Origin of the sequence: Roseburia sp. AM23-20, assembly GCF_003470905.1 — a bacterium.
GTDB lineage: Bacteria > Bacillota > Clostridia > Lachnospirales > Lachnospiraceae > Roseburia > Roseburia rectibacter.
The window spans coordinates 73,484-87,209 of the sequence record NZ_QRHS01000015.1 but is presented as its reverse complement, the minus strand read 5'-3'; the positions used below and the strand labels follow the sequence as shown (position 1 = coordinate 87,209).

General features: G+C 43.1%; 12 protein-coding genes. 9 read left to right on the top strand and 3 right to left on the bottom strand.

Annotated features, from left to right (window positions below; genetic code table 11):
• Positions 1 to 59: 59 nt before the first annotated feature.
• Both ilvB and ilvN read left to right on the top strand, forming a co-directional pair.
• On the top strand, positions 60 to 1,781 hold the full coding sequence (ilvB, locus tag DW650_RS12270) for a biosynthetic-type acetolactate synthase large subunit (RefSeq protein WP_118210072.1): 1,722 nt from the start codon (positions 60 to 62) through the stop codon (positions 1,779 to 1,781).
• A gap of 14 nt (positions 1,782 to 1,795) precedes the next feature.
• A complete protein-coding gene (ilvN, locus tag DW650_RS12265) occupies positions 1,796 to 2,293 on the top strand; it encodes an acetolactate synthase small subunit (protein WP_118210071.1) in 498 nt (165 codons plus the stop codon).
• A gap of 170 nt (positions 2,294 to 2,463) precedes the next feature.
• Here the strand turns inward: ilvN and DW650_RS12260 are convergent, their stop codons facing one another.
• Positions 2,464 to 3,507: a DUF6709 family protein gene (locus tag DW650_RS12260; RefSeq protein WP_118210070.1), complete on the bottom strand. Its 1,044-nt coding sequence runs from the start codon at positions 3,505 to 3,507 to the stop codon at positions 2,464 to 2,466.
• Between the two features lie 182 nt (positions 3,508 to 3,689).
• On the opposite strand from DW650_RS12260, the gene DW650_RS12255 reads away from it, so the two are divergent.
• Genes DW650_RS12255 through DW650_RS12235 form a run of 5 tightly spaced genes read left to right on the top strand, consistent with a single transcriptional unit; the run spans position 3,690 to position 9,813 of the window.
• Entirely contained in the window at positions 3,690 to 4,466 is a 777-nt protein-coding gene (locus DW650_RS12255) for a class I SAM-dependent DNA methyltransferase (protein ID WP_118210069.1), read from the top strand.
• A 35-nt stretch (positions 4,467 to 4,501) separates the two neighbouring features.
• Positions 4,502 to 5,377 (top strand): Hsp33 family molecular chaperone HslO, encoded by an 876-nt coding sequence (gene hslO / locus DW650_RS12250; RefSeq protein WP_117921567.1) that lies wholly within the window; start codon positions 4,502 to 4,504, stop codon positions 5,375 to 5,377.
• A gap of 36 nt (positions 5,378 to 5,413) precedes the next feature.
• Positions 5,414 to 7,348: an NAD(+) synthase gene (locus DW650_RS12245; RefSeq protein WP_118210068.1), complete on the top strand. Its 1,935-nt coding sequence runs from the start codon at positions 5,414 to 5,416 to the stop codon at positions 7,346 to 7,348.
• A complete protein-coding gene (locus DW650_RS12240; RefSeq protein WP_118210067.1) occupies positions 7,329 to 8,507 on the top strand; it encodes an aldo/keto reductase in 1,179 nt (392 codons plus the stop codon). The genes DW650_RS12245 and DW650_RS12240 overlap by 20 nt, the downstream gene beginning before the upstream one ends.
• A gap of 25 nt (positions 8,508 to 8,532) precedes the next feature.
• Positions 8,533 to 9,813 (top strand): amidohydrolase family protein, encoded by a 1,281-nt coding sequence (locus DW650_RS12235; protein WP_118210066.1) that lies wholly within the window; start codon positions 8,533 to 8,535, stop codon positions 9,811 to 9,813.
• Here the strand turns inward: DW650_RS12235 and DW650_RS12230 are convergent.
• Positions 9,808 to 10,419 carry a phosphatase PAP2 family protein gene (locus DW650_RS12230; protein WP_118210088.1) on the bottom strand — a complete coding sequence of 204 codons (612 nt, stop codon included), beginning with the start codon at positions 10,417 to 10,419 and terminating at the stop codon, positions 9,808 to 9,810. The genes DW650_RS12235 and DW650_RS12230 overlap by 6 nt on opposite strands.
• 397 nt (positions 10,420 to 10,816) lie before the next feature.
• On the opposite strand from DW650_RS12230, the gene DW650_RS12225 reads away from it, so the two are divergent.
• Entirely contained in the window at positions 10,817 to 12,646 is a 1,830-nt protein-coding gene (locus DW650_RS12225; protein ID WP_118210065.1) for a L,D-transpeptidase family protein, read from the top strand.
• A gap of 112 nt (positions 12,647 to 12,758) precedes the next feature.
• Here DW650_RS12225 and DW650_RS12220 read toward each other — a convergent pair whose 3' ends face one another.
• The gene (locus DW650_RS12220) at positions 12,759 to 13,220 is read right to left on the bottom strand and encodes a helix-turn-helix transcriptional regulator (RefSeq protein WP_241070901.1); all 462 of its coding nucleotides are present in this window, start codon (positions 13,218 to 13,220) and stop codon (positions 12,759 to 12,761) included.
• 176 nt (positions 13,221 to 13,396) lie between these two features.
• On the opposite strand from DW650_RS12220, the gene DW650_RS12215 reads away from it, so the two are divergent.
• Entirely contained in the window at positions 13,397 to 13,606 is a 210-nt protein-coding gene (locus DW650_RS12215; protein WP_117921557.1) for a hypothetical protein, read from the top strand.
• Positions 13,607 to 13,726: the final 120 nt, after the last annotated feature.

Genomic DNA, 13,726 nt, shown 5'->3' with positions numbered 1-13,726 from the left:
CGGTAAGATGGGATATAGTTTTTTGAAAGAAAAATACCTTGGTTTTTTGGGAGGACGATATGGATATAACAGGCAGAAAATTATTTGTAAAAGCGCTGCAGGAAGAGGGCGTGGATACCATTTTCGGTTATCCGGGCGGTACTGTAACAGATCTTTTCGATGAATTATATAAACAGGATAGTATTGACGTCGTCCTGCCGAGACATGAACAGGGACTGATACATGCAGCAGAAGGGTATGCGAAATCTACCGGAAAAGTCGGTGTATGTCTGGTAACAAGCGGACCTGGGGCAACGAATATCATCACAGGACTTGCAGATGCACATTATGACAGTATTCCGTTAGTTTGTTTTACGGGACAGGTTCCACTTTCTTTAATAGGAAATGATGCGTTTCAGGAAGTAGATATTGTCGGAATGACAAGAAGTGTCACAAAATATGGCGTAACAGTGCGCAGACGGGAAGATTTAGGACGGATCATCAAGATGGCATTTTATATCGCATCCACCGGCAAGCCTGGGCCGGTACTGATTGATATTCCAAAGGATATCCAGACGGCAGCAGGACCGGCAGAATATCCGTCAAATATCCAGATCCGTGGTTATAAGCCGAATGATTCGGTACATATCGGACAGTTGAAAAAAGCATACAAATTGCTCCGTACCGCAAAGAAACCGCTGATCCTTGCCGGAGGTGGTATCAATATTGCGCATGCAAATGATAAGCTGCTTGCGTTAGCAGAGAAGATGCAGATTCCGGTTGTTACGACGATCATGGGAAAAGGTTCGATCCCGACGAGCCATCCACTTTATGTTGGTAACAGTGGCATGCATGGAAAATATGCGGCAAATATGGCAGTCAGCAAATGTGATGTGCTCTTTTCCATCGGAACCAGATTTAATGACCGTATAACCGGAGATTTAAATGAATTTGCACCGAAAGCTAAGATCGTGCATATCGATGTGGATACGGCATCTATTTCCAGAAATGTCGTTGTGGATGTTCCGGTCGTATCGGATGCTAATTTAGCGTTGGAAAAGCTGCTTGAATGGGCAGAATCAAAGGATACAGAACAGTGGCAGAAAGAAATCGCAGAGTGGGATAAGAAAAATCCGCTTGAGATGCGCAGAGACTGTGGCATGACACCGCAGATGGTATTTGAGCATGTAAACCGTACTTTTGGGGAGGCTGTTTATGTAACAGATGTCGGACAGCATCAGATGTGGGCAACACAGTACTTAGAGTTAGATTCCTGGCATCAGCTGATCACATCCGGTGGACTTGGCACAATGGGATTTGGATTCCCGGCAGCAATCGGGGCAAAGATCGGTAATCGTGATAAGGAAGTCATCTGCTTTACCGGTGACGGCGGTTTTCAGATGAATATTCAGGAGATGGCAACGGCGGTGGTACAGGAAGCACCGGTGATCATCTGTCTGTTCAATAACTATTATCTTGGCATGGTACGTCAGATGCAGCAGTTGTTTTATGGAAAACGTTACGAGGCAACCTGTCTGCGGAGAAGAAGAACCTGTCCGGCGAACTGTAAGGGACCGAATGCATCCTGCCCTCCATATACACCGGATTTTATTGCATTAGCGAAGAGTTATGGTGCACATGGTATCCGGGTGGAAAAAGAGGAGGATATCCAGGCAGCACTTGATGAGGCACGTACTTATACAGATGCCCCGACGATCATTGAATTTATGATTTCCACAGATGAGATCGTACTTCCTATGGTAAAGAGCGGAAATCCAATGAGCGAGATGATTTTGAAATAGGAGAGGATACGGATATGAAAAATAGATGGATTGCATTATATGTGGAAAATCAGGTGGGTGTTTTAGCAAAAGTATCCGGTCTTTTTTCCGGAAAATCTTACAATCTCCAGAGTCTTACGGTTGGTACAACAGAGGATGAGACAGTTTCAAGAATGACGATCTGTGTGACCAGTGATGATATCACATTTGAGCAGATCAAAAAGCAGTTGAACCGTATGGTCGAGGTCATTAAAGTCATCGATCTTACAGATGTGCCGATCCACATGAAGGAGATTTTATTTGCGAAAGTGTTAGATGTCGATGAGGCTGGAAAACTTGAAGTATTCCAGATCGCACAGGTATTTAATGTGCAGGTGGCAGATATCGGAAACGACAGTGTACTCTTAGAGTGCAAACTGACAGAACGACGCAACAATGAACTGATCGCTCTGTTAAAATCCAAATTCCGCCGGATCGAGGTTGTGCGCGGCGGTGCAGTGGCGATCGAGTCGATCAGCACATCGTGCAGGTAAAATTTTCCGGGATCGTTGGGTTTATATAGGCAGAAAAAACGGAATCAGCAAAGATTAGTAAATTTTACAGGGATCAATAGGGTTATATAGTTAAAACAGAACGCAAAAAAGAGGCGGGTGATGATTTCACCTGCCTCCTTTCATTTGGAAAGAAAAATATATGGGATTGTCTATACACGCTTATTTAAGAAAGCGATAAATTTTTCGAAATGCATCGGTGTTCCCTGTATTTCCTGTACTTTCAGGCGGTTTTTCTCATTAAATCCCACAAGAATATTATGGTTTGCCTCCGAAAGATAATCAATGATACCGTCGATGTCGGATTTGATATTTTTCGGGCACTGGATATACAGATGCTTATTTGCACTGATATGCAGTGTATATGAGATACTGAAATGATACCAGAAGAACTTGTGCAGCGTGGAATATTTGTAGATCCATATGATCTGATCGATCGGTACGATCGCGTTGCCATAAACGGAAGTTTCGATGAAAAAATGTTCCGTGATAAACATATCTTCTGTTGCAAGCTGCGGCAATGTGGCAAGTTCTTCTTCTGCCTGTTCTAACATTTTTTTCGGATTGCCAAAAAGCGCAAGATCCTGGCAGGCAGGAGAGAGTACCGGGAAAAACATATACACAATAGACAGTGCGACACAGAGCAGTGCATAAATCCCGGTAATAAAAATAGCTGCAAACAAGATCCGGTTCCCAACATGATTAAATCCGGGTTCACTGATATAATAGGAAGATACCTTGTTGCGGATACCATTTTCTGTCCAGTTTAAATCGGTTGAAAGGTTTGAAAGCAGGGTGTCAAAGTTTTCATTTCCCTTTGAAATCTTTCCCTGAATGGTAACCTCTTCAATCGAAGGCAGACCTTCCTCACTTGTATCTGGGGCTAACAATACGATGACACATTCTCCGGCACGCATGGTGTAATAATAATAACCGTTGGTGTGCCCGAAAAGGGACTGTGTATATCCGGTAAATTTTAAATCAGAAAGCGTGGTGCTCACATACTGTTCGCCATTCCGGAAAGCTGTCTCTAAAGAAGTATCTGCAGGCAGAATATCCGGAGAAAATACGGAGGACAGTGAAAAAAAGTGCCATGCAAGAATGAGCACGATCAGGTAAATAATCGGAGCCGCAAGTCTTCGTTTATAAAACGCCTTTATATTTTTGCTGATATAATGATCGTAATTTTCAGGCATATCAAAATCCTTTTCTCAAATAAAAAATGACATACTGTTAATAGTATAGATTCTTTTTTGCTTTATTTCAACTAAAACCTGTGATAAGATGGTACTTGCTTGGAAAGGTACTGCAGAAATGACTAAAAGGTACGGCAGAAATGACTGAAAAGCAGTAACCAACATTAAAAGGAGATTATAATTTGGAAGCATATACGAGTTTTGCACAGGTGTATGATCTGTTCATGGATAATGTTCCATACGAAGAGTGGAGCCAGTACATTATAGGACTTCTGAAAGAATATGGGATCTGTGAAGGAACAGTGCTTGATTTAGGATGTGGTACAGGAAAGATCACAAGATTGTTGAAAAAAGCGGGCTACGATATGATCGGTGTGGATAATTCACCGGAAATGTTAGAGATCGCAGCGGAAACCGGATATCAGGAGATGCCGGAGGATGAGATTTTATATCTGCTGCAGGATATGAGAGAACTTGAACTGTATGGAAGTGTGCGTGCAGTCGTAAGTATCTGTGATTCCATGAATTATCTGCTGGAAGAGACGGATCTGCTTTCATTGTTTTATCGTGTAAATGAATATTTAGACCCGGATGGTATTTTTATCTTCGATCTGAACACAGTATATAAATATAAAGAGCTTTTAGGTGAGACGACGATTGCAGAGAACCGTGAGGAAGGCAGTTTTATCTGGGACAATTACTTTGATGAAGAAGAACAGATCAACGAATACGATCTGACACTTTTTATCCGCGAAGAAGAGGGGCTTTATCGTAAGTTTGAAGAGACGCATTATCAGCGTGCATATGCGTTAGAAAACGTAAAACACCTCTTAGAACAGGCGGGACTTGAACTCGTCGCAGCATATGACGCATTTACGAGAGAACCGCTAAAAGAGGACAGTGAACGCATCTATGTGATTGCGAGGAGTAATGCCGGAAAGACAGAAATAACTGAATAAAATTATAAATATAGTACGAAAATGGAGGATAAAATATGAGTGATTATATTGTAAGAGCAACAGCGGCAGACAGCCAGATCCGTGCATTTGCCATTAATTCAAAAGAGCTGGTGGAAGAGGCAAGACGTGACCATGAAACAAGACCGGTCATTACAGCAGCGTTAGGACGTCTTTTGAGTGGTGCAGCAATGATGGGAACAATGATGAAGGGGGAGAAGGATCTTTTAACGATCCAGATCCAGTGCGGCGGTCCTGCAAAAGGACTTACCGTGACTGCTGACTCCCATGGTCATGTCAAGGGATTTCCGATGGAGTCCCAGGTAGAACTGCCGTTAAATGCACAGGGCAAATTAGACGTGGGCGGTGCACTCGGACTTGGTGTGATGAGTGTAATTAAAGATATGGGGTTAAAAGAACCGTATGTGGGACAGATCGCACTGCAGACGGGAGAGATTGCAGAGGATCTGACGTATTATTTTGCGACATCCGAGCAGATTCCGTCCGCAGTAGGACTTGGAGTTTTAGTAGATACAGATCTGTCAGTGCGTCAGGCAGGCGGTTTTATTATCCAGCTTATGCCATTTACCAGTGATGAGATCATCGAGAAACTGGAAAATAAGATCAAAGAGATCGCATCCGTGACGGAAATGTTAGAACAGGGCATGACACCGGAGCAGATCTTAGAGGAGATCTTAGGAGATTTTGGTCTTGAGATCACGGATAAAATTCCGGCGGCATTTGAGTGTGACTGTTCTAAAGAGCGTGTTTCACGCGCAATCTCCACGTTGAGCAAAAAAGATTTAGATTCGATCATCAATGACGGAGAGGCAATCGAAGTAAAATGCCAGTTCTGTAATAAGGCATATCATTTTGATGTGGACGAGTTAAAAGAAATGCGTTCCGCAAAATAGAAAGTAAGGTAAAACGTAACCGGAAAAGAGGAAAGAATGAGACAGGGATTTGTAAAAGTTGCAGCAGTAACGCCAAAGATCAGGGTTGCCGACACCGGATATAATGCAAAAGTAATCTGCCAGGCAATCAAAGAGGCAGCAGATGAGGGAGCAAAAGTGATCGTTCTGCCGGAGTTATGTATCACCGGATATACCTGTGGAGATCTGTTTTTGCAGGAAAAGCTGCTTCGGGAGGCAAAAAATGAATTAATAAATATTGCAAAATTTACAGCAGATATAGATGCGATCGTATTTGTTGGTCTTCCACTTGCATATAAAGGTAAATTATATAATGCGGCAGCGGCACTAAACCGTGGAAAAATTCTTGGCATTGTGCCGAAAACCTATCTTCCGAATTACAATGAGTTTTATGAGGCACGTCATTTTACAAGAGGCATGGAAGAAGTGGTTGATGTGAGACTGACCGAAGAAATGATCGTGCCAATGGGAACAAGGCAGCTTTTTACCTGCCTCGAAATGCCGGAACTTGTGATCGCGGCAGAGCTCTGCGAGGATCTCTGGACGATGAATCCGCCAAGCATTTCACATGCTATGCATGGGGCAACTCTTATCGTGAATCTCTCTGCATCGGATGAGACAACCGGAAAACCGGCTTACCGCAGGGAGCTTGTGAGCGGACAGTCGGCGAGACTGCTCTGTGGTTATATCTATGCGAGTGCAGGAGATGGAGAATCCACACAGGATGTTGTCTATTCCGGGCATAACCTGATCGCAGAAAACGGCCGCCTGCTGGCAGAGTCGGAGCTTTTTTCTACACAGACAGTATCCACAGAGATCGATGTGATGCGTCTTGCGTCCGAGCGCCGCAGAATGACGACATTTGAGACAGCTACAGAGCCTATGTATCATGAGACAGTATTTTCCTTAAAGATGGAGGAGACAAAACTGACACGTTATATCGATCCGATGCCGTTTGTACCGTCCGGGGAGCGTGACAGAACACTGCGTTGTGAAGAGATATTATCCATTCAGTCAATGGGACTGAAAAAACGTTTAGAGCATACACACTGTAAATCTGCGGTGATCGGAATTTCCGGAGGACTCGATTCCACACTGGCACTTCTTGTTACCGTGCGTGCTTTTGATGCTCTTGGAATGGATCATGGCAATATCAAGGCAGTTACGATGCCGGGATTTGGTACGACAGACCGTACCTATGATAACGCTGTATCACTGATCCGCTGTCTTGGAGCGGACTTTACAGAGGTTGATATTAAAGACGCTGTTAACGTCCATTTCCGTGATATCGGACAGAATCCATCCGTGCATGATGTGACTTATGAAAACGGACAGGCGAGAGAGCGTACGCAGATATTGATGGATATTGCAAATAAATCCGGCGGTATGGTCATCGGAACCGGTGATCTCTCGGAGCTTGCGCTTGGCTGGGCAACTTATAATGGAGATCATATGTCCATGTATGCAGTAAATGCATCGGTGCCAAAGACGTTAGTGCGCCATCTGGTACGCTATTATGCAGATACCTGTGGGGATGAAACATTAAAACAGGTTCTTCTTGATGTGCTTGACACACCGGTTTCACCGGAACTTTTACCGCCGGAGGACGGAAAGATCTCACAGAAAACGGAAGATCTGGTCGGCCCTTATGAACTGCATGATTTTTATCTGTATCATATGCTGCGCCTTTCTTATGCACCGGCAAAGGTTTACCGTCTGGCAAAACAGGCTTTTGCCGGAACATATGATGATGCAACGATTTTTAAATGGTTAGAGACATTTTACCGCCGGTTCTTTGCGCAGCAGTTTAAGCGTTCCTGTCTGCCGGACGGACCGAAGGTTGGAAGTGTTGCAGTATCTCCGCGCGGAGATCTGCGTATGCCGTCGGATGCGAGTGCTGCTATATGGTTATCGGAACTGGAGGAGTTAAAGGATGCAGTATCGCAGGGATAAAAAAGGAAATGAAATTTCTGTTTTGGGATATGGATGTATGCGTTTTACCAAAAACGGCAGCAGTGTGGATATTGATAAAGCAGAAAAAGAAGTGATGGCTGCGATAAAAGCAGGTGTGAATTATTTTGACACCGCATATGTTTATGCAGGCAATGAAGTGGCAGTTGGAGAGATCTTAAAACGCAATCATTGCAGGGAGCAGATCTATCTTGCAACTAAACTGCCGCATTATCTGATTAAGTCTGTCGCAGGTGCGGAAAAGATGTTTCAGGAGGAACTTCGCAGATTAAAGACCGATTATATCGATTATTATCTGATGCATATGCTCACCGATATTCCAACCTGGGAAAAATTAAAAAAGATCGGTATGCAGGACTGGATCGAGGAAAAGTTAGCGTCCGGTCAGATCCGTAATATCGGATTTTCCTATCATGGGAATACCGAGATGTTCAAACAGCTTGTGGATGCTTATGACTGGGATTTCTGCCAGATCCAGTATAATTATATCGATGAATACTCACAGGCAGGCGTGGAGGGACTGCGCTATGCAAATGCGAAAGGACTTCCTGTTATTATCATGGAGCCGCTTAGGGGAGGCAGGCTTGTAAATCTTCTGCCGGAATCTGCAAAAGAGCTGTTCCGTAACGATGAAGAAGGACGTACACCGGCAGAACTCGCCTTAAAATGGCTTTATAACCAGCCGGAAGTGACCTGTGTACTTTCAGGAATGAATTCCATGGGAATGGTAGAGCAGAATGTAAAGACTGCCTCAGAGTCTCATGTGGGCTGTCTGACGACATCGGATGCTGCGCTGATCGAACAGGTAAAGGAAGAAATCAAAAAGCACGTGAAAGTCGGATGTACCGGCTGCGGATACTGTATGCCGTGTCCGCGAGGTGTGGATATACCGGGAACATTCCGCTGCTATAATGCAATGTACTCAGAAGGAAAAAAATCCGGAAGGAAAGATTATTTACAATGTACGGCTTTCCGCAAGGATACGGCAAGTGCTTCACAGTGTATCGGATGCGGAAAATGTGAGACACATTGTCCACAGCATCTTGAAATCCGAAAAGAGCTAAAGTGTGCGGCATCAGAACTGGAAGATGTGAAATATAAAGTAATGAAATCTGCGATCCGGATTTTCAAATTATGGTAAGACAAAAAGAAAAGGATAAAAAGTATTGGAAAAAAAGAGTTTTGTTTTAAAAGGAAATATTGTATTTTCAGGAGAAAATAAAGAACTGTACAGCATGGAAGGAGGTTATATCGTTTGTGAAAACGGTATCTGTAGAGGTGCATTTGAAAAGCTGCCGCAGCAGTATGAAAAACTGCCGATTACAGATTACGGAGATAAGATCATTCTTCCGGGCATGACGGATCTTCATGTGCATGCCCCACAATATACCTTCCGCGGGCTTGGCATGGATTTAGAACTTTTAGACTGGCTGAATGTGCATACTTTTCCGGAAGAGGCAAAATATGTGGATATCTCCTATGCAAAACGTGCATATGGGAATTTTGTGTCTGATCTGAAACACAGTCTGACGACACGTGCATGTATTTTTGCAACGCTTCACAGGAAAGCGACGATCATGTTGATGGATCTTTTGGAAGAGAGCGGAGTTGTAAGCTATGTCGGTAAGGTAGATATGGATCGCAATGGCGGTGAAAATCTATGCGAGGCAGATGCGCTGACAGCAGCAGAGGACACAAAAAAGTGGATTGATGAGACAGCCGGAAAATATGAAAGAACAAAACCGATCTTAACGCCTCGATTTATTCCAAGCTGTACGGATGAGCTGATGATGGCACTTGAAAAACTGCAAAAGACCACCGGGCTTCGTGTGCAGTCTCACCTGTCGGAAAATCCGTCTGAGGTTGCCTGGGTAAAAGAACTTGTTCCGGCGGCAAAAAATTATGCAGATGCTTATGCTATTTTTGATATGTTAGGAGATAAGGAGCATCCGGCGATCATGGCTCACTGTATTTACAGTGAAGATGAGATGGATCTTTTGAAAGAACATGGTGTCTATGTGGCGCACTGTCCGGAATCAAACTTAAATCTTTCCTCCGGTATCGCACCAATCCGGAAGTTTTTAGAAGATGGTATCGCGGTCGGACTTGGCTCTGATGTGGCAGGAGGCTCATCTTTATCCATGGCAAAAGCGTTGACATTAGCAGTACAGGTTTCAAAAATGTACTGGCGTCTGATCGATGAAAACAGCAAGCCGCTGACGTTTGCAGAGGCATTCTATTTAGCAACAGCCGGAGGCGGAAGCTATTTTGGAAAAGTTGGTACTTTTTTGGATGGATATGAATTTGATGCGGTAGTAGTAGAAGATCATATATCGAAGGAAGTCAGAAAATATACACCAATAGAGCGCACACAGCGGATGATGTATGATGAGAATTTGATGACAGTCTGTGCGAAATATGTAGCGGGATACGAGTGCAAATTATAAAAATTTGCGCTCGTATTTGCGCTCGCCAGCCGGCATACGTGCCGGATTCTGTACATAAACAAGCATATACATAAATACTGCCATGATGATTCCGGTAACAACATCGAATACAGAGTGCTGTTTTAAAAACATGGTAGAAAGAATAATACTTACCATAAGAACAGCAGAGCCGATCCGGATAACTTTTTTATCACGGAAATTCCCACTGTGCCATACAGCTAAATTGACAGCAATGGAATTGTAAACGTGAATGCTCGGAAAAAGATTCGTTGCTGTATCAGTTGCGTAAAGCCATTTTACCATATGTACAAATACATTATCACGTACAAAGGTAGTCGGTCTTAAATAATGCCCGTTTGGATAAATGGTAGAAACGATCAGAAAGATCGTCATACCGGTAAATAACATGGTGCATAAACGGAAATATTCATCTTTATTTTTAAAGTAGAAGAAACCAAGTCCCCATGCCACATATCCAAACCATAAGAAGTATGGAATGATAAAATATTCACAGAAAGGAATATAATCATCCAGTGCAACATGGATCACATGAAAATGTGTGGTAACGGTTCTCTCTAAATGACCAAACCATGGCAGATAAATCATGAAATAAAGCAAAAGAAGAGCATGTTTGTTTCTCTCGATAAATGCGTTGACCGCATCACGTGTCTTTGTTTTCACGGTTTCACCCTCTTTTCATTAATCTCAACGATAGGGATTATAGCACAGCAATTTTTCAGAAACAATTACCTTTTTCTTATTTTAAGAAAGATTATTTAAAATTTAAGAAAACTTTAAGCTATGACCAGTGTTTTTGGGGAGTTTGACGTTTTTTTTTATTACAGAACAATGCGAAAAAAGAACGAATTCTTAATTTAATGTTACGATTTGGACAATTTGTTGACAAGACTTTGCGGGATATTATAATAGAGTAGGTGTCCGTTTGCATATTTTATGCGATACAACATATCTTTACACATGGGATGAAAGGATATTTAGGAGAATGAAAGAAAAAAATAAGCGGAAAAAGCAGCAGGCTGCGTCCGGGAAAAATTATACGGGACTGGTGCTTACATGCATTATGACGGCGATCGCAGTGATTTATGTCGGTTTTGCGATTTATTTTGAAAGTCATTTTTGCTTTGGAACGTCTATTGATGGAATTGCTGTCGGTGGCAGCAGTGTGGAAAAAGTCGAGGATGCTTTTCGGACTGAAATGAAAAATTACCAGCTGACAGTTACTGCACGTGAGGATAAAAATGGAACGATCGCAGGTTCGGATATTGATATGGAGCCTGTATTCCAGGGTGAGATAGAAACACTTTTAAATGAGCAGAATGGCTTTTCCTGGCTGATACGGATGTTTCAGAAGCAGGAGTTTGAACTGGAAAAGGTTGTATCCTATGATGAGCAGAAACTGAATGAGGCAGTCAGTAATTTACCATGTATGAAAGATCAGCGCACACCGGTGGATGCGACTTATGCTGATTATACAAAAGAAAACGGTTATGCACTTGTCCCGGCCGATTATGGAACAGAGGTTGATGCGGCAAAAGTGAAAAAGGCAGTAAGTGACGCCATTTTAGTACTGGATGAAACCGTTGATCTAGAGCAGGGCGACTGTTATCGGAAGCCTGCAGTCGGAGATGATGACAAAGATCTGCTGGATTTGATTGACACGTTAAACCAGTATGTAGGTGTTACGATTACATATGACTTTGGGGATGATAAGGAAGTCTTGGATGGAACTACGATCAGTACCTGGCTTTCTGAGGGTACCGATGAAAAGGTTTCCATTGATGAGGAAGAAGTGCTTGCATTTGTAAAGACGCTGGCAAAAAAATATAACACAGCCTATTCCCCGAAAGAATTAAAAACTTCTTACGGTACGACAGTTACGGTCACAGGTGGTTTTTATGGCTGGAGAATTGACAACAGTGGAGAAGTAGAACAGATTTTAGCAGATTTAAAAGCAGGAAAAGACGTGGAAAGAGAGCCGGTATATCTCACAACTGCGAACAGTCATGGAGAGCATGACTATGGTGATTCTTACGTTGAGATCAATCTGACAAACCAGCATTTATTCCTCTATAAAGATGGAAAGCTGGTGGTGGAAAGTGATTTTGTTTCAGGAAATCTTGCAAAAGGGCATGATACTCCGACAGGTGCTTTTGGACTGACTTATAAGACCATGAATGCGGTTTTAAGAGGACCGGATTATGAGACACCGGTTACTTACTGGATGCCATTTAATGGTGACGTAGGTATGCATGATGCGACCTGGCGTAACAAATTTGGAGGAAGTATCTATAAGACAGGTGGTTCTCATGGATGTATCAACCTGCCGGCATCTGCAGCAAAGAAGATCTATGAGACGATCGATAAGGGATATGCAGTTTTAGTATATCGTATGCCGGGTGACAATCCGACTGTTGTGCAGCAGCCCCAGGCGGATGTTCCATCTGTGATCAATGCGATCAGTATTATCGGGCCTGTAACATTAGAGAGCGAAACAGCAATCGTGAATGCGAGAAATATGTACAATTCACTTTCAGATGCAGACAAGGCGCAGGTAACGAATTATGATACACTGACAGCGGCAGAGGCGGCACTTGCGGCATTGAAGGCACAGCAGCCGGCTGATGGAGGGCAGCAGCCAGATCAGAGCCAGCCACAGGATCAGAGCCAGCAGCCAGACCAGAGCCAGCCGCAGGATCAGAGCCAGCAGCCAGACCAGAGCCAGCCGCAGGATCAGGGGCAGCAGCCAGACCAGAGCCAGCCGCAGGATCAGGGACAGCAGTCAGACCAGAGCCAGCCACAGGATCAGGGGTAATAGACAGATAAAGAGCGGTAAGAGGATGAGAAAACTAATTTAACAGATACAGAGATCAGAGAGAAAAAGCTCCTGCGCATTATGTTTAGCGCAGGAGCTTTTTCGTGGCAGATTACAGATGCTGGTTATTGGAAGAAATATTCTTATGGGCGGTCAAAGTATTCATTTCCGCAGAGTGTTGTTTTTTATGTGAACTGTCTTTTTGTATTGTCGTACCGTGTAAAGGTGCAGGATTTTTGCGTGGCGCACTGCAGCCTAACAGAACGCTGACTGCCTCATGCATTTCCGGATGTGCACGGTAGGCTTCGATGATCATCCGTTCAGAGGGCGTTACATGAAAATTTTCATTACTGTCATAACCGAATGCGTCAAGAATATCGGTAATATTATATATATCACAGAGTGTTAATAGGATATCTGCACTTGGATTTGCCTGCCCGCTTTCCCAACCGTAAATTGTCTTTGGAGCAGCGGTAAAAGAACGTTCGTCCAACAGGAGAGATACATCATTGACAGACAGATGATTACGTTTACGATATTCTTTTAAAACCTTTGCTATATTCTGATTTTTCATGTTGATCTCCGTTCTATTGCATTTTAAAGCAGTCAAAATGCTTTGTAACCGTATCATATCCCACCTCATTTTATCAGTCAACGAGTTCTTAATACGGGAGAAAAATATAATTGCAATTCCTAAAACTAAAGAATAAAATAAGGGAAAACAGATTTTTGTAGAAGAGGTGCGATAACATGGGAAAATCAAAAGTGACTGATTATATGATCCGTTATATAGAAGAAAACCGGATGGATGCAAAATCGCTTGCGGCACATGCGGGCATCGATGCGGGAAAACTGAGGGAGGATTATGAAGAACCACTGGATGCGGAGGAATTTCTTACTTTATGTGTGTGTCTTGGCATACAGCCGGAGCAGGTGCGAAGCGTGATAAATAAAGTGTAATAAATGAAGTGCAAGTAGATGAAGACTCTGGTATAAATATCTGCAAAATGTACATGCTAAAGCATATAGAGAGCATGATGTTTGAAAAAACGATGCTGTAATAAGATCTGGAAATGGAGA

What these genes read in the sequence shown, in the direction of transcription:
- hslO (WP_117921567.1), top strand. Translation starts at nt 4,502, where the DNA reads ATGAGTGATTATATTGTAAGAGCAACAGCGGCAGACAGCCAGATCCGT.
- DW650_RS12225 (WP_118210065.1), top strand. Translation starts at nt 10,817, where the DNA reads ATGAAAGAAAAAAATAAGCGGAAAAAGCAGCAGGCTGCGTCCGGGAAA.
- DW650_RS12260 (WP_118210070.1), bottom strand. Translation starts at nt 3,507, where the DNA reads ATGCCTGAAAATTACGATCATTATATCAGCAAAAATATAAAGGCGTTT.
- DW650_RS12220 (WP_241070901.1), bottom strand. Translation starts at nt 13,220, where the DNA reads ATGAAAAATCAGAATATAGCAAAGGTTTTAAAAGAATATCGTAAACGT.
- DW650_RS12245 (WP_118210068.1), top strand. Translation starts at nt 5,414, where the DNA reads ATGAGACAGGGATTTGTAAAAGTTGCAGCAGTAACGCCAAAGATCAGG.
- DW650_RS12215 (WP_117921557.1), top strand. Translation starts at nt 13,397, where the DNA reads ATGGGAAAATCAAAAGTGACTGATTATATGATCCGTTATATAGAAGAA.
- DW650_RS12240 (WP_118210067.1), top strand. Translation starts at nt 7,329, where the DNA reads ATGCAGTATCGCAGGGATAAAAAAGGAAATGAAATTTCTGTTTTGGGA.
- ilvB (WP_118210072.1), top strand. Translation starts at nt 60, where the DNA reads ATGGATATAACAGGCAGAAAATTATTTGTAAAAGCGCTGCAGGAAGAG.
- DW650_RS12230 (WP_118210088.1), bottom strand. Translation starts at nt 10,419, where the DNA reads ATGATTTATCTGCCATGGTTTGGTCATTTAGAGAGAACCGTTACCACA.
- ilvN (WP_118210071.1), top strand. Translation starts at nt 1,796, where the DNA reads ATGAAAAATAGATGGATTGCATTATATGTGGAAAATCAGGTGGGTGTT.